At 29.1% G+C, this 25,228-nt stretch carries 15 protein-coding genes; 12 read left to right on the top strand and 3 right to left on the bottom strand.

Annotated features, from left to right (window positions below; all coding sequences use genetic code 11):
• Positions 1 to 71 precede the first annotated feature (71 nt).
• The 4 genes from A8C32_RS11725 (at position 72) to A8C32_RS11735 (ending at position 4,438) form a co-directional block, all read left to right on the top strand.
• Positions 72 to 1,640: a phosphoinositide-specific phospholipase C-related protein gene (locus tag A8C32_RS11725; protein ID WP_069830614.1), complete on the top strand. Its 1,569-nt coding sequence runs from the start codon at positions 72 to 74 to the stop codon at positions 1,638 to 1,640.
• Positions 1,641 to 1,830: 190 nt separating this feature from the next.
• Positions 1,831 to 1,986: a hypothetical protein gene (locus A8C32_RS20675; protein ID WP_165605835.1), complete on the top strand. Its 156-nt coding sequence runs from the start codon at positions 1,831 to 1,833 to the stop codon at positions 1,984 to 1,986.
• A 387-nt stretch (positions 1,987 to 2,373) separates the two neighbouring features.
• The gene (locus A8C32_RS11730; RefSeq protein ID WP_069830615.1) at positions 2,374 to 3,894 is read left to right on the top strand and encodes a S8 family peptidase; all 1,521 of its coding nucleotides are present in this window, start codon (positions 2,374 to 2,376) and stop codon (positions 3,892 to 3,894) included.
• Between the two features lie 322 nt (positions 3,895 to 4,216).
• On the top strand, positions 4,217 to 4,438 hold the full coding sequence (locus tag A8C32_RS11735; RefSeq protein WP_069830644.1) for a hypothetical protein: 222 nt from the start codon (positions 4,217 to 4,219) through the stop codon (positions 4,436 to 4,438).
• A gap of 892 nt (positions 4,439 to 5,330) precedes the next feature.
• Here the strand turns inward: A8C32_RS11735 and tsaD are convergent.
• Positions 5,331 to 6,353 carry a tRNA (adenosine(37)-N6)-threonylcarbamoyltransferase complex transferase subunit TsaD gene (gene tsaD / locus A8C32_RS11740; RefSeq protein ID WP_069830616.1) on the bottom strand — a complete coding sequence of 341 codons (1,023 nt, stop codon included), beginning with the start codon at positions 6,351 to 6,353 and terminating at the stop codon, positions 5,331 to 5,333.
• A 259-nt stretch (positions 6,354 to 6,612) separates the two neighbouring features.
• Between tsaD and A8C32_RS11745 the strand changes: the two genes are divergently transcribed.
• From A8C32_RS11745 to A8C32_RS11775, 7 genes are all read left to right on the top strand, one after another.
• Positions 6,613 to 10,998: a translocation/assembly module TamB domain-containing protein gene (locus A8C32_RS11745; RefSeq protein ID WP_069830617.1), complete on the top strand. Its 4,386-nt coding sequence runs from the start codon at positions 6,613 to 6,615 to the stop codon at positions 10,996 to 10,998.
• Between the two features lie 147 nt (positions 10,999 to 11,145).
• Positions 11,146 to 12,132 carry a 6-phosphofructokinase gene (gene pfkA, locus A8C32_RS11750; RefSeq protein ID WP_069830618.1) on the top strand — a complete coding sequence of 329 codons (987 nt, stop codon included), beginning with the start codon at positions 11,146 to 11,148 and terminating at the stop codon, positions 12,130 to 12,132.
• Between the two features lie 17 nt (positions 12,133 to 12,149).
• Complete coding sequence (gene gap, locus A8C32_RS11755; RefSeq protein ID WP_069830619.1) at positions 12,150 to 13,151, top strand: type I glyceraldehyde-3-phosphate dehydrogenase; 1,002 nt, start codon at positions 12,150 to 12,152, stop codon at positions 13,149 to 13,151.
• A gap of 74 nt (positions 13,152 to 13,225) precedes the next feature.
• Positions 13,226 to 14,086 (top strand): N-acetylglucosamine kinase, encoded by an 861-nt coding sequence (locus tag A8C32_RS11760; RefSeq protein ID WP_069830620.1) that lies wholly within the window; start codon positions 13,226 to 13,228, stop codon positions 14,084 to 14,086.
• 115 nt (positions 14,087 to 14,201) lie between these two features.
• Complete coding sequence (locus A8C32_RS11765; RefSeq protein WP_240491736.1) at positions 14,202 to 15,428, top strand: sterol desaturase family protein; 1,227 nt, start codon at positions 14,202 to 14,204, stop codon at positions 15,426 to 15,428.
• 719 nt (positions 15,429 to 16,147) lie between these two features.
• On the top strand, positions 16,148 to 18,010 hold the full coding sequence (locus A8C32_RS11770; protein WP_069830621.1) for a sulfatase-like hydrolase/transferase: 1,863 nt from the start codon (positions 16,148 to 16,150) through the stop codon (positions 18,008 to 18,010).
• A 1,274-nt stretch (positions 18,011 to 19,284) separates the two neighbouring features.
• Positions 19,285 to 20,679: a response regulator gene (locus A8C32_RS11775; RefSeq protein ID WP_165605836.1), complete on the top strand. Its 1,395-nt coding sequence runs from the start codon at positions 19,285 to 19,287 to the stop codon at positions 20,677 to 20,679.
• A 20-nt stretch (positions 20,680 to 20,699) separates the two neighbouring features.
• Here the strand turns inward: A8C32_RS11775 and A8C32_RS11780 are convergent, their stop codons facing one another.
• Positions 20,700 to 21,080, bottom strand: a complete 381-nt coding sequence (locus A8C32_RS11780) for a RidA family protein (protein ID WP_069830623.1) — start codon at positions 21,078 to 21,080, stop codon at positions 20,700 to 20,702.
• Between the two features lie 24 nt (positions 21,081 to 21,104).
• Positions 21,105 to 23,861 (bottom strand): putative LPS assembly protein LptD, encoded by a 2,757-nt coding sequence (locus A8C32_RS11785; RefSeq protein WP_069830624.1) that lies wholly within the window; start codon positions 23,859 to 23,861, stop codon positions 21,105 to 21,107.
• A gap of 177 nt (positions 23,862 to 24,038) precedes the next feature.
• On the opposite strand from A8C32_RS11785, the gene A8C32_RS11790 reads away from it, so the two are divergent.
• On the top strand, positions 24,039 to 25,151 hold the full coding sequence (locus tag A8C32_RS11790) for an N-acetylmuramoyl-L-alanine amidase family protein (protein ID WP_069830625.1): 1,113 nt from the start codon (positions 24,039 to 24,041) through the stop codon (positions 25,149 to 25,151).
• The last annotated feature ends 77 nt before the right edge of the window (positions 25,152 to 25,228 follow it).

Consider the following 25,228-nt stretch of genomic DNA (forward strand, 5'->3'; position numbering starts at 1 on the left):
ATTATACTCATCAAGATAAATATTCTAAATACAGCTTATTAAAAGCTTTTAACCTTTAAAATCTATTAAAAATGAAAAAAAAACACAATATTAAATTGCTATTAGGAATTATTACAGTGCTTTTGTTAATGACAGATGTTTATGCTCAATATGCACATGAAATAAATAAGCAGCGTAGATACGACGAAATATCATGGCTCGTAACTCATAATGCTAATAACAACCGTACAGATGGACCTTCTGGTTTTTTTGGTTGCTTAGGTGGAGGTAATCAAAATGCAGGGATTAAAAAACAATTACAAGATGGAGTAAGAAGTTTAGCTGTAGATATTTATCGTGTAAATGGAGAACTTAGATTGAAACATGGTGCACCAAATACTTGTATGATGGATGCTAAAAATTTTAATAATATTATTGCTAATTGGTTAGAAACGCATCCTTTAGATATTATTACACTTCATATTCAGAGTGGACCAAATTTAGGAAAATCTGGTTTGGACGATATCTTTTTTGGTAGGCGTAGCGGTTATAAAAATATGTCTAGATTTATTTATAACCATAAAGCATTTGTAAGTTCAAGTAAACCAAAAAACTCACCAGGAGATGTGTACCCTAAAATTCAAGAGATGCTAGATCAAAAACAACAACTTGTAATTTTTACCGAAACAAATTATAATAGTGACTTATACAGGTATTCATTTATTAATACAGCTCAAAATCCATATAGAGCAGGACAAGTAAATGAACTATTTGATGCTAATAAATTTGTAACACATAGAGGTGTAGATCATAAAACCATTCTTATTATAAATCATTTTGCTGGAGATGCTCCTACTTATAATGGAGATGTGAATAAATCTAAAGATGCTAACAAAGATGTATGGGGTAAAACCGTAACCGCTTGGTATCAATTTGGACACAAACCTTCAATAGCAGTAGACTATTATAATCTTTCCAATGGCAAAAGCGCTATGAGCCAAATAAATGATGTAAATAAAATAAATGAAGTAAGAGGGAAATTTGAAGATGGCGAAAATGGTAGAGGGATAAGAGATGTAAAAACATATTTAGCAGAATTTAAAAATGGGGCATGGAGAAAAATTAAAAATATTGAGCATAAAGGACGAAGAGCATCATGGCATATATTTTATTCTTTCCCTGCAAGAATAAATGATAACCGCGCGATTTTCTTTGAGCATCCTAATTATAATTTTTCGCCAAGTTTTATTAAAGTAGGAGATTATAAAGGAAATAATAGTAAAACTTTTGTGATAAATGTTGCAGGAATTAGAAAAGGAACTTCTAAATCAACATTGGTTGTAAAACAAAATGAATCTGATGATTTATCATTATTAACTGCCCAAGATATTACTATAGAAAAACAAGTAAATTCTAATATTAGTATATACAAAAAGAACAGCAATATATTAAATGTTTCTTTTTTATTAATAAACGATGATGCTATAGCTCTGGAAGTTTATGATTTATCTGGAAGGTTAATCGATAAATTAAATAAAAAACAGGTTCCTAAGCATACAAAGAATGCAATCTTTCAACTTTCTGAAAATTTGAGAGGCATTTACATTGTTAAAGGATATGTTGGAACACAATATATTAGTAAAAAAATAGCTATTGAATAAAAAAATAGAAAACCGAATTATTTTATTTCAAGGGGCTATAACGATTAAAAGATAGCCCCTTATTTTTTACTACTTAATAATAAAACTTATGCTATCAAACTTAAAAATACTTTTTAGCTTGTTATTTTAATAGGATCAAGCAGCACATTAATTTCGCAAAAAAAACTATATACACTCTCACAATTATTATTTGCAGAGTGTTCCTTTTTGGAATGCCTATGCTAATGGAGCTAGTTCTATAGAAATAGATGTTTTTTATAAAGAATCTACACTTTATGTAACACATAGTGAAGAAGAGATTATAAATAATAGAACTATAAGAAAGTTTGTATTTAAAACCACTTAAAAATGTGATTGATTTAAAAATTAAGGAGTTTGAAGAACTCTTTTTGATGTGTGACTTTATTAAATTTTTTTTGAATATATTAGGTGAAGAAGCTTTTTAGAAGAAAAAAACAGATAGTTATATTCCTCCATATGGCGTATACAATTTTTTAATTGGTTTTATTTTTAAGAAAGCTTCCCCAGTTTAGGACACTTCTATATTTGAGTTTTCCTCGAAAAATACCCAAACCTATTTATGGGGTAAAAAAGAGTGTATATCCTATTTTTCTAATACATATCTTGTTTTAGTAATTTTTAACATTAAATTTCACATAAAAGCGTAAGAAAATTACTGAGCATATAATTGATTTTGTATATTTGAAGAACAAATCTATTAAATGTATAAATAATGAAACCTAATTACATTAAATTACTAGTACTATTACTGTTTTTTGCATCTTGTACGAAAGATGATACAGTTACAAATCAAGATGAGACTACAGATGTAGATACTATTCAAAAAGAGATTCTTAAAATCTCAGAAATAAATTCTAAAATTAATGAGTTTTTATCCCAAACAAATGATTTTAACTGGAAGGATGTTGACGATCATATGTTATGGAGTGCTGTGGTGCATGGAAATAACATTTTAACTATTGGTTATGGACAAGAAAATGAGAATTTTAATGAACATCATTCACGACGACTTACTAATACTAAAGATGATATTCTTGAAATGATTGCTAAGACAGAAGATTTTAAGTTATCAAAAGGTCAAAATAAAAACGTTGTAGAATATAAAATAATTAATGCCATAGATGTTAAAGTTGAAAACCTAGAAACTGTTATAGCTTTAAGAAAGGCAAAGAATATTCGCTATTTAGAACCTAATGGATACAATAAATATATCGCTAAAAATAGCTTACAACGATCAACAGCTCAAACTAAATTTCAAACATCTGGTTCTGGGTGCTCAAAAGAATCGGAGTCAATAAATTCAGATCATTATCAAACAATTTCACCTAACAATGCCCAAGTAGCTTGGAATTTTTACAAGCATAATATTCCTCAAGCTTGGAATATTTCTACAGGAGCAGGTATTACTATAGGGTTAATCGATACTGGAGTTTCTGCAAATCAATCATTATTAAATACATCAGGGTTTAATGATGGTGTTTCTAATGGGCGACGTGTTGAGAAAAAGGGGACTTTTAATTATGATGGTCCGGATGATAAATGTGGACATGGTACACAAATGGCATCTACTATGGCAGCACCGCGAAATAATGATGGAATGCCAGTGGGAGTAGCTTATAATTGTAATTTGGTAGCTTATAGAGCAACAGAAGATGTGTTATTGAATGATTATGAAGAACGTAAAGGGGTTTCTCAAGCTTTAATTGAGTTAGGAAATAGAAGTGATGTAAAAATTATATCGATGTCTATAGGTTGGACTTGGTCTATTGGAAATATTAAAGATGCCATAAAATATGCAAATAGCAAAGGAAAGTTAATTTTTGCAGCAGGAGGGACATCTACTAATTTTACTAATTGGTATGGCGTAACATTTCCAGCAACAATGGATGAAACGGTAGCAGTAACTGGAGTAGATGATGGAGCAAATTATGAGCGTTGCAATATATGCCATAGTGGAAGTAAGATTGATTTTACTATTGTTATGGAAGGTGATAACAATACAAGTAAACACCCTCCAGTAGTTGGATTTAATAATGGTACAAGAATTTATACTGGTGGGTCTTCTGTTGCGACAGCAACTACAGCAGGAATTGCAGCGTTAATTTGGGCTAAACATCCTGATTGGAATAAAGATCAAGTATTAAACAAATTAAAGCAATCAGCTGCGTTGTATCCAAATAAGAATAGTCAATTTGGTTATGGAAATATTGATGCTTTGAAAGCGGTTCAATAATATAGTTTGTAAATAATATGTAATAAAATTAGTAATTTCTTTGTGTTATATTGTTTTTTCTTATTTTAATAAAATAATGAAGAATTTCAATTCAAAATTAGGACATAGAATAATAATTTTGCAGTTTATTTATTTTTTGATTATTTTATAGCTTTTAAAATAAATAATTAGTTTTCAAGGAATTTAAAGACTCTAATACTATGTTATTTTATCTTATGTATGTATTTATTTGATTCTATTATAAATTTTATCAATGAATTATATTAGATAATGTTGTTTAGTTTAGATATATTTGTTTTTTGTAATAAACAAAATGATAATTATGAGCATTTTACAAGAAGCTATAGCTTTTGAAAACGCTAAAATGAGTAATATGTCTACAAGTGATAGAGTGGTCGCTTCGAGAGAGGCAAAGCGTCTTATTTTAGCAATGAACGAAATATATAAAACAACTAAAGATACCCAGTTAATGGATGCAATGAAGCGGCTTACCGCTAAGAAAAAGAAGATTGAAAAGCGTCTACATGGTAGACCTTCCGAATAGGGTTAATATTAAAAAAATAAAAAAGGCTTGCAATTGCAAGTCTTTTTTATTTTAAAAATTTAATAGTTGGACAAATACAAAACGGGTCAAGTCAAAAAGTTTTAGGATTAGATGATTAGGCAAAAATATTAGTTAGCCTAAATAGAAAGAATTCTACGTTTGTTACGCCTCTAAATTGTGCTCTAAAGGCTTTAATTTTAACGTTGAAAGCTTCCCGCTGAAGCATTTATATTTCTGTTATCAAAATTTTTGATAATGAATTGACATAGTTCGGGTTAAGGAGGTTAAAAACATGTGTTTTTCAGATAGATTATCAAACCATGGTTTTTTGGCTAACTTTTTCAGGCTATTTCTAAGTAGCTTAGCTTACGAAATGTTTTACTACTCAAAAAAAGTATAAAAAAGACTAGATTTACAAAAGCAAAAAAATGGCAAATAAGCATAATAAGAACCCAGTTGTTAAAAATTGGAGTAACACTTAAAATTACTAAAAAACGAATTTACTATCAATTTTGTCAAAAGTATTTGTAAATCAAGATTTGTTTTGAGAGATAATAACACAGTGAAGGTTTTAAAATTCACATTTTAAAACCTTGGGATACCTATGTCTTGGTGTGAAAAATCGACCATTTTTTTGATTTATTGAACATATAAATAGACCTAGTCATTCAAAAAAATCGTATAAATTTCTAAATAGAAAACAATAATTAAAGGGTAAACATAAAGATTCGATTATTAAACCCAATAAGTACACTATGAGTAATGCGGGTTAAAAGAATTATTTTGATAACAATTAATATTGCAAGAAACAACTACTATTGTTATTTATTATCTTATTGCTTTAAGTGAATTGAAATTTTAAATTTAAGAACTTCTAAAAAGAACATTTTATTTATATTTTCAATCTAGCAGATGCTACTATATCTTGTTCTGCAAAGTCTCCATCTAAATATTTTAAATAACCTACAATAGCAATCATAGCTGCGTTGTCTGTAGTAAACTCGAACTTAGGTATATAAGTAGACCAACCAAACTTTTGTTCACCATCTTTTAAAGCTTGTCTAATTCCAGAATTAGCCGAAACTCCACCGCCAATAGCAATGTGTTTAATTCCAGTCTGTTTCGAAGCTAGTTTTAACTTATCAATTAAAATACCAATAATAGTATATTGAATGGATGCACAAATATCGTTCAAATTTTCTTTAATAAAATTAGGGTTTACTTTCACTTCACGTTGAATAAAATATAGCACAGCAGTCTTAAATCCAGAGAAACTAAAATTTAGACCATCCACTTTAGGCTTGGTAAATTTAAATGCTTTAGGGTTTCCCAATTTGGCACGTTTATCAATTTCTGGACCAGCAGGATATCCTAAACCTAGAATTTTTCCGCTTTTATCAAAGGCTTCTCCAACCGCATCATCAATGGTTTCACCAATAACTGTCATATTAAAATAACCATCAACCTTAACAATCTGGGTATGTCCACCAGATATCGTCATTGCTAAAAATGGAAAAGGTGGCTTTTCGAAACCTTCTTCATCTATAAAATGAGCCAAAATATGCCCTTGCATATGGTTAACATCTATTAGTGGAATATTTAATCCATAAGCCAATGATTTTGCAAAAGAAGTTCCTACTAATAAGCTTCCCATCAATCCTGGACCTCTAGTAAAGGCAATGGCATGAAGTTGTTCTTTTGTAATATTAGCTTTTTTAAGAGCTTGAGCAACTACAGGAACGATATTCTGTTGGTGGGCTCTAGAAGCAAGTTCAGGCACCACACCACCGTATTCTTTATGTATTTTTTGAGTTGCTACAACATTGCTTAAAATGCTTCCGTTATGTATTATAGAAGCTGCGGTATCATCGCATGATGATTCAATTCCTAGGATAAAAATATTTTGTGAGGACATTAATGAATATTAGGCACAATAATTGTTAATTTTGAATACGAATAAAAACCCAAATTTGTTTATTCATTCGTAAGTACAAAATTACTCATTTATTTTTTGAATAGATAAGTAGAAATAACTTATGTATAAATTAACTTTAACCCAAATTTTTTAACAGACAATTATTAAGAGCGTATTATATAATCTTAATAAAATTATAATTTTAACGGTTATCAAGAAGTTTCTAAAAATAGTATCAAAAATAGTTGGCATATTACTAATGCTATTCATCATTTTGGTGTTGATACTTTCTATACCAGCTATTCAAACCAGTCTGGGTAATTATGCTACAGAAAGGCTAAATGAAGATTTTGGAACTAACATTAACATAGATAAAGTTGGTTTACAGCTTAACGGTGATGTTGAACTTAAAAGTATTTATATTGAAGATTATAAAAAAGACACACTTATTAATATTACAGAATTAAATACTTCTATTCTAAATTTTAAGAATTTATATGATGGTAAGCTTGTTTTTGGAGATATAGATATTATAGATTTAGTTTTTAATATAAAAACCTATAAAGATACAACGGGAACAAATCTAGATGTTTTTGTAGCCAGATTCGATAGTAATAACCCTAAAAAAAGTAGTAGTAAATTTTTATTATCATCTAGTGATGTATCTATTTATAATGGAATGTTTAGATTAATAGATGAAAATAGAGAAACCACTAAGGTTTTGGATATTAAAGATTTAAATATTAATGCTACAAACTTATTAATACATGGAAGTGATGTAAGTACTAGAATAAATACGTTATCCCTTAAGGATAGTAGAGGTGTAGTTTTAAAAAACCTAATGACTAATTTTGCTTATACGTTAAAAGATATGACGTTTGCAAACCTTCAAATAGAAACACCTAACTCTATTTTAAAAGGGGATTTAAAGTTTTCTTATGATAGAAAAGATTTACAGTACTTCACAGATAAAGTTTTAGTATCGGCAAGTTTTAAAGATTCTAATGTGTTGTTAGATGAATTAAATACTTTTTATAATGAATTTGGAAATAATCAATCTGCAAAGTTTAGTGTAGATCTGTCAGGCACTTTAAATAATTTACAAACAAGTAACCTAAAGTTAAAAACGAGTCGGAATACAAGGGTTTATGGTAATATTAACTTTAAAAACCTATTTAATAAAGAAGCTGATAATTTTTATATGAATGGTAACTTTAAAAATTTATCATCAACCTATAAAGATTTAAAATCATTATTGCCAAACGTTTTAGGAGAAGCTATACCAACATCTTTTGATAGATTGGGGAAATTTACCATTATTGGAAATACTCAAGTAACATCATCTACAGTTATAGCAGATGTTACAATAGGTACTGTTTTAGGTTTTGTAGATTCTAACTTAGAAATAACCAAGATTAATGATATAGATAATGCAGATTATAAGGGTAAAATAATTTTTGAACAGTTTGATTTTGGAATGTTTTTTAATGATTCTAATATAGGAAAAGGGTCTTTAAACTTTGATGTGAATGGTAAAGGATTTGTTTCTGAAACTATTGATACACAGGTTAAAGGTGATATTTTTGAATTAGAATATAACAATTATAATTACAATGGTGTAAAAGTTGCAGGAAATATTAAAAATAGAATTTTTGATGGAAATCTTATTGTAAACGATAAAAATTTGAAGCTTAATTTTAGTGGATTAGTAGATTTCTCGGAAGAAATGAATAAATACGATTTTAATGCAACAATAGATTATGCCAATTTAAAGACTCTAAATTTTGTAAAGAAGGATAGTGTTTCTGTTTTTAAGAGTAAGGTTAGCATGAACATTAATGGAAGTAATTTTGATGATGCTTATGGTTTAATATCGTTTAATAATACTGTTTATAAAAACCAAAATGACACCTATTATTTTAAGAAATTTGATGTATCCTCAAGGTTTGAAAAAGATATTCGTTTTATAGAATTTAATTCACCAGATATTATTGTTGGTGATTTAAATGGGCGTTTTGTATTTAAAGATTTAAGGAAATTATTTGAAAATTCAATAGGATATATTTATACTAATTATGTCCCACATAAAGTAGAGACAAATCAAAGTATAGGTTTTAATTTTAAAGTTTATAATAAAATTATTGAAGTGTTTTCTCCAGATATTGAACTTGGTAAAAATACATACATACGAGGAAGAGTTGAGAGTGATGAGCGTCAATTTAAGTTGACTTTTAAATCTCCAAAAATTAAATTGTTAGATTATTTTGCTAAAAATATAGAACTACAAGTGGATAATAGTAATCCTCTTTTTAATACATATGTAGAAATAGATAGTTTAAATACTAAATATTATAATATTTCTAAGTTTAATTTAATTAATGTAACAGTAAATGATACTTTATTTATGCGTTCTGAGTTTAAAGGTGGTAAACGAAATAATGACAAATATAATTTAAGTTTTTACCATACTATAAATAAGGACAATAAATCAGTTATAGGTTTTAAAAAGTCTGATGTTACTATAAAAAATACTAAGTGGAATATTAATAAAAATCAAGATAAATTTCATAAAATATCTTTCGACAAAAAACTAACAAATTTTAATATTGATAAATTTAATATTAATCATAATAATGAAGAAATTAAGCTTTCTGGGTTTATAAAAGAATCTACAGAGAAAGATGTTAAACTAAATTTTAAGAATGTTGATTTATCAAAAATAGTACCAGATATAGATAGTTTATCTTTTGAGGGTAATGTAAATGGGAAATTAGATATTCTTCAAAAAAATGGAAGTTATTTGCCTAGTTCAACTATTATTATTGATAATTTTAAAGTAAATGATTTTTTACTAGGTTCTTTTAATACTAGAATAACAGGTAATGAGTCTCTTACTAATTATAAAGTAGATGTTACTATAAAAGATGACATTTCAAAATCGCTTACAGCAACAGGAAATATAAGTGTTTTAGAAAAAAAACCAGAAATAGACTTAACCCTAGATTTTGATACATTTAACTTAAGTCCTTTAAATCCTTTGCTGGCTGGTGTTTTAAGTGATATTCGCGGACAAGTTTCTGGAAGAGTAAAAGTAGTTGGTGATTTAAATCGTCCATATCTTAATGGAGACTTAGAACTTAATAAGGCGGGTTTAGGTATTCCATATCTTAATGTAGATTATCGTTTTAATAATCAAGCATCTGTAACACTTAAAAACCAAAGTTTTATATTTAATAAAATTAAATTAACAGATACTAAACATAATTCTAAAGGTAAATTAAATGGCTCTTTAAGTCATGTGAATTTTTCAAAATGGAGTTTAGATTTAAATTTAACCACGCCAAGACTAGTGGTTTTAGACACTAAAGAGGAAGAAGAAGCTTTATATTACGGCACAGGTTTTATAGGAGGAAGAGCAAGCATAAAAGGACCTACAGATGAATTAGTTATTAGTGTAGTTGGAGAAACAAAACCAGGAACAGTTTTTAAAATACCTTTGAGTGATGCAGAGTCTTTTGGAGATAATTCATTTATTCACTTTATAACTAAAGAAGAAAAAGATGCGAGAGAAAAAGGAGTTGAAGTTGTTTTTAATGAAATAAAAGGGCTTGAACTTGATTTTGATTTGGATGTCACTGAAGATGCCGAAGTAGAAATCATCATTGATAAAAATACAGGACATGCTTTAAAAGGACGAGGTAGTGGTGGTTTATTAGTAGAAATTAATACTAATGGAAAGTTTAATATGTGGGGAGATTTCTCTGTATTCGAAGGCGTTTATAATTTTGCTTATGGCGGCTTAATTCAAAAAGAATTTACTGTACAACCAGGAGGTACAATTGCTTGGGAAGGAGATCCTTTAAAAGCGCAAATAAATATGTTAGCTATTTATAAAACTCAAGCAAATCCTTCCCCTTTATTAGATAATCCTATTAATAGAAGCATCCCTGTTGAATTAAATATTAGATTAAGAGGTGATTTAGAGCAGCCAGAAGCAAATTTTAATTTTGAATTCCCTAATGTAAATTCTACCATCAAATCTGAGCTCAATTATAGGTTAGAATCAGATGACGATAAGCAAAATCAAGCCCTGTATTTAATCTCAACTGGATCTTTTTCTAGAGGGCTAAATGAACTTAATTTCTCTGGAACCATAGCAGAAAGACTTAATGGTATTATTAATGGCATATTTACAAATGGAAATAGTAAACTTAACATAGGGCTAAATTACGAGGCAGGACAAAATAGACCCGATTATCAAACAGGAGATCGTGTTGGTGTAACCTTGCAAACCCAAATAAGTGACCGTGTTCTTATTAACGGTAAATTAGGAGTGCCAGTTGGAGGAGCTTCAGAAACAGTTGTTGCGGGTGACGTTGAAATTGATTTTCTTTTAAATGAAGAAGGTACACTTACAGCTAAAGTATTTAATAGAGAAAATAGTATTAGAAATTTTGGTGATGCCATAGGGTATACTCAAGGATTAGGTATAGCATATAATGTTGATTTTGATACTTTTAAGGAATTGTTACAAAACTTTTTTAAAAAACGAAAAAAAGAAGAAATTCCAACAAAAGAAATAAATAAAAATGACACAAAGCCACTGCCGGAATTTATCTCTATAAAGTCATCTTCAAAGAAATAAGTCTAAATATTTTAATTATTTTTCATCTACTTGAGTTTTTTTTATCAACTAAAACGTTATAGTTCCAAAAGCAGTATTAAAATACTGTAAATGCTATAGATATATGCTATTTGTTTAGTAATTTTACCTTGTAAATTTGAAAACTTAATGCCAAAAACAATAAAAAAATTAGCTGTTTTAACATCAGGAGGAGACTCTCCTGGAATGAATGCAGCTATCCGTTCAGTAGTTAGAACATGTGCTTATCATGGAATAGAATGCTTTGGTGTTTATAAAGGATATGAAGGGCTAATAGAAGGAGACTTTAAGCGAATGGATGCTAGAAGCGTAAAAGGAATTATAAACAAAGGAGGAACCATATTAAAATCTGCACGTTCTAAAGAATTTAGAACAGTAGAAGGAAGACAAAAAGCATATAAACAGTTAATAGATGCAAATATTGATAGTCTTGTTGTAATAGGAGGTGATGGCTCATTTACTGGAGCACTTATTTTTAATCAAGAGTTTGGTTTTCCTGTTATGGGAATTCCTGGTACTATAGATAATGATATAGTTGGTACATCTCACACTCTAGGTTTTGATACAGCACTTAATACTGTAGTAGATGCTATTGATAAAATTAGAGATACAGCAAGTTCACATAATAGATTATTCTTTGTTGAAGTTATGGGGCGTGATGTTGGTCATATAGCTTTAAATGCAGGAATAGCTGGTGGTGCTGAGGAGATTTTAATTCCAGAAGAAGATTTAGGATTAGATCGATTAGTAGAATCTTTAAACAGAAGTAGAAAATCAGGTAAAACATCAAGTATTGTTATTGTTGCCGAAGGTGATAAAATAGGTAAGAATATTTTCGAACTTAAAGATTATGTTGATGATAATATGGAAGGTTACGATGTAAGAGTTTCTGTTTTAGGACATATGCAACGAGGAGGCCCACCATCTTGTTTTGATCGCGTATTGGCAAGCAGAATGGGGGTAAAGGCTGTGGAGTCTTTATTGGATGGAGAAACTAATTATATGGTTGGTTTACTAAACGGAAAAATGGAATTAACTCCTTTAGATAATGCCATAAAAGGAAAAACAAAAATAAACTTAGAATTATTGCGTGTCTCAGATATCATGAGCACTTAACATTTATACACAAGAATATGTCAAAATTAAAATTAGGGATTAACGGATTTGGAAGAATAGGAAGAATTGCTTTTAGAGTAGCAGCTTCTAGACCAGATATTGAAGTAGTTGGAATTAACGATTTGTTAGATGTAGAGCATTTAGCTTACTTATTAAAATATGATTCAGTTCACGGTCAATTTGATGGAACTATTGAAACTAATAACGGAAATTTAGTAGTTAACGGTAACGAAATTAGAATTACTGCAGAGCGTAACCCAGAAGATTTAAAATGGGATGCTGTAGGAGCAGATGTTGTTTTAGATTGTACAGGTATTTTTACAAACCTAGAAGGTGCACAAAAGCACATTGCTGCTGGGGCTAAAAAGGTTGCTATTTCTGCACCATCTGCAGATGCACCAATGTTTGTAATGGGAGTAAATCATAATGAAATTACAGCAGATCATACTATCGTATCTAACGCATCTTGTACAACTAACTGTTTAGCTCCTTTAGCTAAAGTAATTAACGATAAATTCGGAATTGCAGAAGGATTAATGACTACAGTTCACGCAGCAACAGCAACTCAATCTACAGTTGATGGTGTTTCAAGAAAAGATTACAGATTAGGTAGAGCTTCTTTAAATAACATCGTACCAGCTTCAACTGGAGCAGCAAAAGCTGTTGGGAAAGTTATTCCTGAATTAAACGGGAAATTAACAGGTATGGCTTTTAGAATTCCTACTGTTGATGTATCTGTAGTAGACTTAACTTGTCGTATCGAGAAAAAAGCATCTTGGGATGAAATAAAAGCAGCTTTAAAAGATGCTTCAGAAAACGAATTAAAAGGGATTTTAGGATATACTGAAGAAGGTGTAGTATCTCAAGATTTCGTATCTGAGCCTAAAACAAGTACTTTTGATGCTAATGCTAGTATGGCATTAAATGATAACTTTATCAAATTAGTATCTTGGTATGATAATGAGTTTGGTTATTCAACTAAATTAGTTGATTTAGCTCAACATATCGGTTCTCTATAATTTATTAATAGAAATCCGCAGGATTATTATGTATACGCATAATAATTCTGTGGATTTTTTAATTCTAAAAACTTATGATTTTAATTGTTGATAGTGGTTCTACCAAGTCGGATTGGATAGCAGTAGATAATAATGGAAACCAATTATTAGAAAAAATGCGAACAAAAGGGTTGAACCCTGCAATTTTATCTGAAAAAAAACTCCATAAAATAATTAAAGGAAATAAGGATTTAAAGAATAATAGAGAAGTAGTCTCTCATGTCTTTTTTTACGGAGCAGGCTGTGGGACCGAAAAACCAAAAGCATTATTAAAAAGTGTTTTAGAGGAAATTTTCGTTAACGCACATATTGAAGTTAATGAAGATACTATGGCTGCAGTGTACTCTACGATTAACCATGATAAAGAAGCCGCTGTAGTATGCATTATGGGAACAGGATCCAATTGTAGTTATTATAATGGAAAAGTACTAGAACAACGTGTAAATTCTTTAGGCTATTCTATAATGGATGACGCTTCAGGTAATTATTACGGACGTCAACTTATAAGAGATTACTATTTTAATCATATGCCAGAAGATGTTAAAATTGCTTTTGGAAGTAAGTTTAACATGGAGTCAGATTATATAAAGTATAATTTATATAAGCAACCAAACCCTAATGCTTATTTGGCAAATTTTGCAGAATTTATGTTTCTTCACAAAGATTCAGAATACACTATTAATCTTATAAAAAAAGGAATACGTTTATTTGCTACCAACATGATTATGCAATTTAAAGAAGAATTAAAAACAGTTCCAGTACATTTTGCAGGATCTATTGCATTTTTCTCTCAAACAGAAATAAAGGAAGTTGCAGAAGAGATGGGATTCAAGGTTGGTAATTTTGAACGAAGACCTATTGAAGGATTAGTGTCTTTTCATACTAAGAGTTTATAAACACATATGTTAATAAATATAATGTTTAAGAGAGGCATCCCTCTTTTTTGTTTTTTATACTTAGCTAAATATAGCATTTTGTTATGCAATAATTTGGAGATATAAATCTATATATTTGTTAAAGAATAAACAAGGTGCTAAAAATGAAATGAACGAATGTTTCAAGTCCATTTTAGCTTATAATTGTATTGAATTAAGCTTAAAAATGCCTCAAAATAAAAGACTTAAAATAGGAGAAGGAAAAATAAGTGGATACATCTCCATTTTTTTGGCAATAATATGTTTTGGTACTACAATTTGTGCCTATTTTCCAGATTATTTGACTACTACAGATTTTAGAGAATTATATAAGCCTAATTATATTAAATGGGCTTTTTTAATAGTGCTTGCTTTATCTTTTGGATTTGCTTTAACAAGTTTTATTTTGAGTAAAAAAACAAAATTAGGGTTTATAGCAATATTAACAATTGCAGTAGCAATTTTTTTAACATCAGGTATACCAAGCTATCAAGAAATAAATTCAAAATCATTTACAATTGGAATGGATTGGCTATTGTTGGATATATTAGTTTCTGCTTTTATATTCATTCCTATGGAATTATTCTTACCTAAAAGACTTGAGCAAACAAAATTTCATGAGGAATGGAGAACCGATTTAGTTTATTTTATTATTAGTCATTTATTAATTCAAGTAACAGGAGTTCTTATCCAGTTACCTGCTACTATAGTCTTTTCAAATATAGGGTTAACAGATTTTCAAGAGTGGGTTCAAGGTATTTGGTTTATTCCTCAGCTGTTTTTGGCGCTATTAGTATCCGATTTATTTCAGTGGACAGGACATTATGTTTTTCATAAAATTCCCTATTTATGGCGTTTTCATTCGGTTCACCATTCAACAAAAGATATTGATTGGTTAGCGGGGTCTAGAACTCATTTTGTCGATTTAATAGCAGTTCGTGCTGTATCCTTTTTACCTTTATATGTATTTGGGTTTAGTAGTTCGGTTTTTACTACATACATAGTAATTGTATCTATTCAAGCTGTATTAGCTCATGCGAATACACGTATAAATTTTGGGTTTCTTCGTTATGTGTTTGTAACACCTCAATATCATCATTGGCATCATTCAGATGATCCTAAAGCATACGATAAGAATTTTGCTATTCATTTTCCTTTTATAGATATGATGTTTGGTACCTATTACCCAATGGGTAAAACTTGGCCAGAAAGCACAGGATTAGGAGATGTTAAATTTCCAAAAGGGTTTATTCGTCAATTTGTTTTTCCTTTTAAGAAAAATCCATCTGAAGATAATTCAGTTGAAAATCCAAGCAAACGATAATAATTAATATAGAAAAATAGTTAATTAAAATATTAGAAATTTTTATAGTTAAATTATTGTTAGTAGTTATAAATAAGATTATCTAATATCTGTTGTAAGTTATAACTTGTATAGCATAGCTTAGTTGAAGTATAATCTTTATAGTTTATTGCTTTTTAAATTAACATGAAATAAAATAAGTAGTATAATAAAGGAGATTTATAATTTTATAGATGTTTGATTATTAAACTAACAATTTGTAATTTATATCATAGCAGATATCAATCAAAGTGATAAGGTTGTTAATTTGTACTATAACTCTATTCAAACTTAAGCAAACTATACGTTTTTAATTAATTATTGTTAGCTTATAAATCCTCCAAATTGTAGTATTCAGTCTTTTAGTTCATTTTCAGTAAATTATAAAATCTAACAATAAAATAGTAAAGACTAGTTCCGTATCTAATTATATACCTAACGAAATAAGTAAGTGAAGATTCAAAAAGAAAATTTGAGATATAAAAATTTTAAATTATTTCGATTAATTTTATCATAAACTGTATAGATTTTATTCTATAGATATTTGCTTATAAAAACTGTATTATTTTTCCTCTTAAATATTGTATTATTGTTAATTTTTTAACGTAAAAAAAACATTATAAAGAAGTAAGAAATTATGTTTTTTTAAAATTAAAAGCGAACTTTCGGGTAGTTTAATAAACATTAAAAACATTTTATTTATGTTAAAAATTACCCAAATTAATTTACAGAAATTAGTTTTTTTAGCTTTTTTCGGAGTAACATCATTGTTTGCTCAAAACAAACCCAATATCGTTTATATTATAGCAGACGATTTAGGTTATGGAGATGTTCAATTTATGAACAATAATACACCAATTGCTAGTCCTAACTTGTTATCATTAGCCAATAAGGGTACTGTGTTTACAGATGCTTATGTATCACATCCTTTTTGTGGTCCTAGTCGTATGTCTATTATGACAGGGCGTTACCCTCATCAATTAGGAGTACAATACAATTTACCAGAAAAAATTGAATCAGGAATTAGCAGTGAAGTTAATTCAGGAATTCCTGCTGGAGAAACGATGTTAAGTGAGGCGATTAAAAATACAGGCTACAGTACAGCTGCATTTGGAAAATGGCATTTAGGGCTTAAAGAAGGGTTTAGACCTATTGACAGAGGGTTTGATTTTTTCTACGGATTCTTAGGAGGTGGTCACCGTTATAATGATGGTTATATAGCGACTTATAATAGAGAAATAGCTGCTGGTAAAACAAAATTCCAAATAAACGCTTACGATCATCCTTATGAGAAAGAAGAAAGAAGGGGGGCACGAAAAGTAATTACTGAAATTTTAGATAGAAGACATGCTTCCGATGTTATAGGTGATGAATCTGCTGCTTATATTAATAGACAACGTACTTCTAATAAACCATTTTTTATGTATGTTGCATTTAATGCACCTCACGCACCTTTACAACCATTAGCTTCAGATGAAAGAAATGCAGCAAGACCAGGGAAATCAATTCCTAATAAAAGTAAAAAATATGCTGGTTTAGTACGTGGTTTAGATCGTAATGTAGGGAAAATTGTTAGTGCCCTAAAGAGTGCTGGTAAATTTAACAATACATTAATAATTTTCTTAAGCGATAATGGAGGGAAAAATATTGAAGGCGCAAGTAATGCACCTTTACAAGGTGTAAAAGGAGATGTAAAAGAAGGAGGGTTTAGAGTTCCTATGTTGTGGCATTGGCCTAATAATAATAAAATTTCTGGTTCTTCTAGAAAAACATTTAGACATCCAGTTTCTACTGTAGATTTATATCCTACCTTAATTCAAATTGGTAAAGGAAATATTAATTTTGGTAAAAGTATTGGTAGAGAACATAAAACATTTGATGGAAAGAGTATCCTTAGAAATGTTGAAAGTAATGTTAATCCAAGACCTTACAAACCTAGTTCTAACAATATTAAAGATTATATTTTTGCTTTAAGACACAGAGGAGGGTTTAACGAAGTAGCTATTAGACAAGGGAAATGGAAAGCCTTTAGAAATAATCAAACTAATAATGCCCCTTGGAAATTATTTGATATAACTAAAGATAAAGGAGAAAATAGAAATATTGCTACAAATAATAGTACCAACCGTCAAGTTCTTAAAAACTTAATTAGTTTTGGTAAAAGTTGGGCAACTGGAAATGCACCTAAGCCACGTTTTTTTGGATCTGTTAAACCTAAAAATTACTGGAATAATGGAAGTCTTCCAAAGTATGGAGCGCTTTTTGATCAAGGAATTGGAAGTGGTACAAGTAAAGAGATTAACACTAAAGGAGTAATAACATCAGCTGAGGAAAATAATTCAATAAGTATTTTCTCTAATAATATGAGTAGAGTTATAATTGAATTAGGAATTAACTCTGGAAATACAGAAGTAAATATCTTTGATATTTATGGAAGACTTGCCAAATCTTCTACTATTGAAGGGCGTAGTAAAACTATAAATGTAGACGATTTAAATGGCGTCTATATAATTAAAGTTGAAAACGAAAATTATTCGATTACAAAAAAACTAATTTTAAAATGATGTTTTAAGATTTTAGAATAAGAAATAGTGTAAGTAAACAAAACGAGACTGTCTGAAAAGACAGTCTTTTTTTTGCAATTTTTCTATTAAATTCTTAATTTTAAGAATGAATTCATATTGACTTTTTGGATTTAACCGAAAATGAGTGAAAATTTGTTCAGATAAAGTTGTTTTTAAAAGGCATAGCATCGCTACGCATGAGAAAACAACTGAAATATGGGCGGATTTTGGACACTTTTTAGGAAACAGAAAAAGTCAATGTGAGTTCTATGAGTAGAAAAATAGTTTTTAAGCCCTATGATCAAGATCAGTAAAGTCTTTTACCTCCAGTTATGATGATTTAGTTCCTATTAATTATCCAGTTCATATTGTAAACACAATTATTGATCATGTTGATATTGGTGCTTTAGAGCAAAGTTGCAAAGGTAGAGTCACCTTAAGTTATCAACCACGTATGTTATTGAAGGTTATCATCTATAACTTGCTTAACCTGTTTTCTTCATGAAAAATATAAGTAGATAAAATAAAAGCTAAATTACATCAAGAAAAACTGGCCAGTAAATATGGCTAAATATGAGCAAAAAAACATTTTAAAACAAAGAAACAGCTATAGCATGATAGATAATGACGTCAGCTTTATGCGCATGCAAAACGACAACTTAAATCATACTATAGCAGCTTATATCCATATCAATACCTTACCAATTACACTACAGGGCAAGTCAGAGCAGACAAGACCTTATTTATATACCATGTAGAGGATTTACCTGGTTTATTTTAAAATGGAATCTATTATAGAAAAAAAATAAATCAAAAAAACTAGAAAATACAACAAAAAAAGTAAGTTTTTTTAGTTAGGATTATACATATGTATAGCCTGTTGTCTTTATTGTAAATTTGGTGGTAAGAATTTTATTTTGGCTAACAAAAATATCTCGGAATTTATTTGTAACTTAAAAAAGGAATTAAAAATATAAATTTATTGTGTCAAAATGATTGAATTGAGTATGATTATTGTTTTTTTCATTTACAAGAATATTATAATTAATAAAGTAAAAAAAAATACAATAAACGTTCTAAAATAATGTTAATATAATTCTAAATTTTCAGTTAAAATAGTAATTTCATTAATATAGATTTACTTTGGCGGAAGATTTAAACATCTAAAGAGTATTAATTACTAATGGGGAGAAATAGTAATTAATATAATTATAAATTTTTTGTGTAAAGTGTTTAAAATGGGGGTTCTAAAACATTACATTGAATCTATAAAAATGAAAAAGAAGTTATCTTTTTTCATTTTCATTTCAATAGTAACTATTCTTTTTATTGGGTATTTTTTTCTTGAAAAAAAGGTCTATACTCAGTCTGCAGCGATATTTTTATTTGTTTTGGCTGTAGTTCAAGTTTTTTTATTGCAATATTTTTTAAAAAATCAATTAAAGAATAATATTGTTAAAACTAATTTAAAACTTAGAATTAATGAATTAAAACAAGATATAAAGAATTCAGATAAGATATCTGATCACAAATCTATTCACATGGCTAACATGAGTTATGAGATACGTACACCATTAAGTACTGTTATAGGTATGTTGAATATGTTGAAGCAGACAGAATTAAATACCGACCAAAAAGCTCAAGTTGAAATAGCCGATTACTCCTCTCAACATTTATTACAGTTAGTGAACATGGTCACGGATAATGCAGATGTTGCTGCTGGCGATTTAAAATTAAATCTATTAGCTATTGATTTAAAATCTGATTTATCTCAGCTTTTTAAAGTTTTTGAATATCAAGCATGGGAAAAAGGCTTGGAATTTGAGTATAAGTTTTTATCAAAAGAGAAAGATAACTTTTTAGTTTTAGGAGATTCAAGAAGAATTCAGCAAGTATTAATTAACTTAATAAGTAATGCTATAAAGTTTACGAATACTGGGAAGATATCAATTATTGTAGATGAAACAATAGGAATTGATGATGAGCAAATCATTACATTCTATATTAAAGATACAGGTATTGGGATAAAACCTAGAGAAATAAAACGAATTTTTAATGATTCCAAAGATGATTATAATACATCCATGATGAAAGACTATAGGGGAGGAGGTGTAGGACTTTCAATTTCGTATAAATTAGTAAAACTCATGGGGAGTGAATTAAATTTGGAGAGTAAAGAAAATGAAGGCTCTACGTTTTATTTTAGTTTGCAGTTAAAGAAAACCTTAAATATACAGTCAAAAGAGGAAGGAGTAGCTCCAATTATGTTTAATAAATTTAATGTGTTGGTAGCAGAAGATAATAGAATGAACCAAAAGGTAATTAAATTTTTACTTGAACGCCAAGGGGCAGATTGTACGTTTGCAAAAAATGGATTAGAAGCTGTTGAATTATATAAAATTTTAGATTTTGATATGATTTTTATGGATATATACATGCCAGATATGGATGGTTATGAAGCAACAAGAATCATAAAAGAAACCCAAAAATATAAAGCAGATAAAACACCAATAATTGCAGTTTCAGCAAGTGCTTTCGAAGAAGATATAAACAATGTTAAACTTGCAGGAATAGACGACTTTTTAGCAAAACCTATTGAAGTTATAAAATTAAAGGAGTTAATTGCTAAATATTCAAAAAGAAAAGACACTCCTCCTCCTATTTTTTAGATATATACCTAGTGTACCTTTTATTTAACTGCAATAACGCTAATTTCAACATTTACATCTTTAGGTAATCTTGCTACTTGAACAGTTTCACGAGCAGGTGCATTGGCATCATCAAAAAAGCTACCATATACCTCATTAATTTTTGAGAAATCATCCATATTACTAATGAAAATTGATGATTTTACAACATTCTCAAAAGTCATATTTGCAGCTTTTAAAACAGCTTTTAAATTTTGCATAACTTGAGCAGTTTCTGTTTTTATATCATCTAGAATAAGTACACCCGTTTCAGGATTAAAAGCAATTTGTCCAGAGGTATAAAGTGTATTCCCAGTTAAAACAGCTTGATTATACGGTCCTATTGGAGCAGGGGCATTAGGTGTAGTGATTATTGTTTTCATATTAAATAGTGTTTTTATTAAATTCTATAATTGTCGATCTCCTTGTCTACGCTTTTCGTATTTCAAATCCCTTAATATACTAGATTTTATACCAATAAAGAAATTCCAAGACTTATAAGTACCAAATGGAGTCCAGCTAAAGTTCATTCTCCAACTTAATAGATCACGTTCAAAACGGAGTTGAGTAGTTGTAAACCCTAAGTTTTTAAAATCGTAACCAGAAGATGCTCCAATAGACCATTTATCGGACATTTCAATATCTCCTGAAAACATAAGAGAATGCGACGATATTTCATTTTCTCGTCTAGTATTGGAGTAGTTTACAGTATAAGCAAGTCTTAAACTCCAAGGTATTTTAAAGTTATAAAATTCACTAGGCTCTTTGTCTTTTTTATCTTTGTCTTCATTTATTTGTCGATTAGCAAAATCTTCAGAAACACCAAAAAGATCATCATTACGACCTCCACCACGCAAATTTTCTTCTATGTTTTTATCTTTTGAGCCTTTGTTATCTCCTTTTTTACTAGAAAAGGACCAACTAGTCGTAAGGTTTGCACTTGTTAGTCTAAATAAACTACCATTATTGTCAATATTAAATTTATCTATTTTTTTATTATTGTTATCCAAAGCGTAAGGGTCTAAAGTAGCTCCAAAATTCACACTCATTTGGTTTTTAAAAAGTTGTGTGCCACCACTCATTCTTACAGGACTCCATTGTAAAGAATCACCAGCAATATTATATGCCGTAGAGAAATTTAAGTTATTTAATAATATTACTTTTTTAGCCTCTGTAGCTGTACTATCCTTGTCCTTAACTTTAGCTTCAATATTATTGGATAAAGAAATACCAACAGAACTTGAGAAATTCTTGTTTGGCGCACCAAAAGCACCATTTTCAAATCTAGTATATTCAACATCACTTGTAGTTAAACCATCAGCACTAATAACTTCATAAGTTTCATAATATTTATCAAAAGCAGGATTAATGTTATAGCTAATTGAAGGACGCATAACATGCCTTATGGCTTTTATTTTTCTATCTTCACCTTCTTTTTCAAGGTTAAACATACCGTAAACAGTAGTACCTAAACTAGTACTAAAATTATAAGTTCTAAAGGAGTCAAACCCATTTATAGTTTCGTCTATGGGTGTACGCTCAATAGGATCATACGCTCTATCTATAGTTTTAAATGTCCATACTTCATTAAAATTACTACTAGCACTAAGACTAAAGTGTTTAAATAATTTAAAATTAGTACTTAAAGGAATAGTATGTTGAAAGCCAATTTTAGCATCATCAAACATTTCTTTTTTAAAGAATAAAGAATCTGTTGTTTGTATTCTATTCTCTCCTCTTAAATTATATTGTAAATTAATATTTTGAATAATACCTTTTTTAGAACCCGTTTTAGAAGCAAACGGATATATTCTACCCACACTACCTTGAAGCGTGGGTAATGTCATATTTATTACTTCGGTATTGGTGTTTTGAGAATGTGTTGCCGTTAAACTTAAATTAACTTCTGGTTCGCCTTGAAATGTTTTTGAATAAGATACAGAAGATGATAACGAGTTATTTAACCTATTAGCTACGTTAACTTGATTACTGGAAGCTTGGTAGTAATTACTACTACCTAAGTTAACAGAAGCTGAAAAACGAGAACTAGGATTTGCTTTCGAATCTTGAGTATGTGACCAACGCAAATTATATATAGTTCCTTTGCTGTAATTAGGAAAACCACGTTCACTTGTAATATTGTTTTCATACCTAAAACTTACATTACCTCTATATCTATAGCGCTTTGCATAAGTATTTTCTAAACGTAAACCATAACTACCATTTGTATAATAGTCACCTAGAACAGCTAAATCGGTATAGTCGCTAATAGCAAAATAATAACCTCCATTTTGTAAAAAGAAACCACGATCATCTTGTTCTCCAAAAGTAGGTATAATTATCCCTGAAGTATGTTTTTCACTTTGCGGAAAAAAGCCAAAAGGAACACCAATAGGAGTAGGAACATCATAAATAAATAGATTAGCTAAACCAGTTACAATCTTTTTTCCAGGGTTAATTTTAGCTTTTCTAAGTTTTATATAATATTCAGGGTCATCAAGATCTTCGGCAGTTGTATATTTTGCATTTTTTAAAAAGTAAACAGAATCATTTTCTTTCTTAGTAATTTGTGCTATTACGGTACCTTCACCTTGTTCGGTTTTGGAATTATAAATAAGAGCCTTTTTAGAGTCTGTATTAAAAACAATAGAATCAGGTTCAACAACATTAGTACCTTGAGTAAAAATAGGTTTCTGGGTGTATTCTCCAATAGAATCAATAATACCTTTAGCATAAACCGTGTTTGTATTATAATTAATAGTAATATTACCCCCAGTAATATTCATATCACCATACTCAATCTTGGCTTCATTATATAAGTAAAGTTTTTTCTTTTTTTGATTAAACCTTGTATAATCATTAGCATGATAGATCACTATATTTTCTAGAAGATCTTTTTTAGGTTTAATAGAATCTGTTAAAGTAGAATCTTGACTTATCTCCGATACCTCTGGTTTAGGAATAAGAAGGCTATCTGTACTAATGTTTATACTGTCTTTAACAGTACGCTCTATAGTTTTTCCCTTTTTCGGTATATCTTGTGCGAAGCTTACTGTGTTAATAAACACTGTAAAACTTAATGCAAAAAGTATTTTAAAGTTGTTTGTATGCAACGCTTTTAAATGTATTTTTGTAAAAGTATGGCTCGGTTTTTGAAAAGCCAAAATTACATATATTTTTCTGGGATTGATTTAATATTCAATTAAAAATTTAAAATAAAAATAAACCGAGTTTTTTAGTCGTTAAATCATTATGGAACATTTATTCTAAAAACGATACATCAAAAATGATGCCTTTAGTATATGTTAAACATGATTGATTAAAAAAATATAAATTACCACATGAAAACGCACAAACTAATACTTTTCGTATCCTTTATAATAGTATTAACATTTTCTTCATTTGTAACTCTAAACAAGCAATCTAATAAGTTTGTTGTTGTATTGGATGCAGGTCATGGAGGTCATGACCCAGGAAATAGAGGAGGAGGATATAAGGAAAAAGATATTGCTTTAAAAATCGTTTTAGAAGTTGGTAAGCAACTTGAAAAAAATCCAAACATAAAAGTAGTATACACACGAAAAAAAGATGTGTTTATAGATTTATATGTACGAGGTCAAATAGCAAATAAAGCCAATGCAGACTTGTTTGTTTCTGTACATTGTAATTCACATAATTCGCAAGCACATGGAACGGAGACATTTGTATTGGGGACACATAGAAACAAAACAAATTTTGAAGTAGCAAAAAAGGAAAATTCTGTAATTTATTTAGAAAGTGATTATGAAAAAAATTATGCAGGATTCGATCCAAATTCACCAGAATCTGTAATGAGTATACTTTTAAGTCAAGAAGAATACTTAGATCAAAGTATTATGTTGGCAAGTTTAATACAGAAAAAATTTACTAATAAATTAAAGCGTAAAAATAGAGGGGTTAAACAAGCTGGGTTTATAGTATTACACCAGACAGTAATGCCTAGTGTTTTAGTAGAAGTTGGATTTTTAACCTATAAAAAGGAAGGCGCTTATTTAAACTCTAAAAAAGGACAAACTCAAATTTCTAATTCTATAATTGAAGCTGTTTTAGAATACAAGAATGGGATAGATAAAAGTGTTGGGAATTCTACCGCTATAGAAGAGACAAGTGATCAAGTTGTAAACATTGACACCAATAATAATGTTGAAGACAATATTATATTTAAAGTACAAATTGCAGCTAGCTCAAAAGCACTAGAAATAAAACCTTATAATTTTAATGGTTTAGAGGCTATTTCAAGAATAAAAGAAGGTAATCTGTATAAATATTTTTATGGTAAAGCGACTAGCTATGAGGCTGTTAAAATACTTGAAGAGAAAGCCACAGAAAAAGGTTATAACTCAACTTTTATTGTAGCCTTTAAAGAAGGAAAAAAGATAGCATTAAAAGAAGCTTTGAAATCGACTACTAATTAGAGTCGTTCTTTTTAAATTTATATTAAATTTGTATTTGAAACACATTATTTATTTTGAAATGAGCATAATTAAAAATT

It is taken from the genome of Flavivirga aquatica, assembly GCF_001747085.1.
GTDB classification, from domain to species: Bacteria; Bacteroidota; Bacteroidia; order Flavobacteriales; family Flavobacteriaceae; genus Algibacter_C; species Algibacter_C aquatica.

Coding starts and splice junctions, on each gene's coding strand:
- A8C32_RS11760 (WP_069830620.1), top strand. CDS start 13,226: ATGATTTTAATTGTTGATAGTGGTTCTACCAAGTCGGATTGGATAGCA.
- A8C32_RS11730 (WP_069830615.1), top strand. CDS start 2,374: ATGAAACCTAATTACATTAAATTACTAGTACTATTACTGTTTTTTGCA.
- pfkA (WP_069830618.1), top strand. CDS start 11,146: ATGCCAAAAACAATAAAAAAATTAGCTGTTTTAACATCAGGAGGAGAC.
- A8C32_RS11780 (WP_069830623.1), bottom strand. CDS start 21,080: ATGAAAACAATAATCACTACACCTAATGCCCCTGCTCCAATAGGACCG.
- A8C32_RS11770 (WP_069830621.1), top strand. CDS start 16,148: ATGTTAAAAATTACCCAAATTAATTTACAGAAATTAGTTTTTTTAGCT.
- tsaD (WP_069830616.1), bottom strand. CDS start 6,353: ATGTCCTCACAAAATATTTTTATCCTAGGAATTGAATCATCATGCGAT.
- gap (WP_069830619.1), top strand. CDS start 12,150: ATGTCAAAATTAAAATTAGGGATTAACGGATTTGGAAGAATAGGAAGA.
- A8C32_RS11735 (WP_069830644.1), top strand. CDS start 4,217: ATGAGCATTTTACAAGAAGCTATAGCTTTTGAAAACGCTAAAATGAGT.
- A8C32_RS11745 (WP_069830617.1), top strand. CDS start 6,613: ATGCTATTCATCATTTTGGTGTTGATACTTTCTATACCAGCTATTCAA.
- A8C32_RS11725 (WP_069830614.1), top strand. CDS start 72: ATGAAAAAAAAACACAATATTAAATTGCTATTAGGAATTATTACAGTG.
- A8C32_RS11790 (WP_069830625.1), top strand. CDS start 24,039: ATGAAAACGCACAAACTAATACTTTTCGTATCCTTTATAATAGTATTA.
- A8C32_RS11775 (WP_165605836.1), top strand. CDS start 19,285: ATGAAAAAGAAGTTATCTTTTTTCATTTTCATTTCAATAGTAACTATT.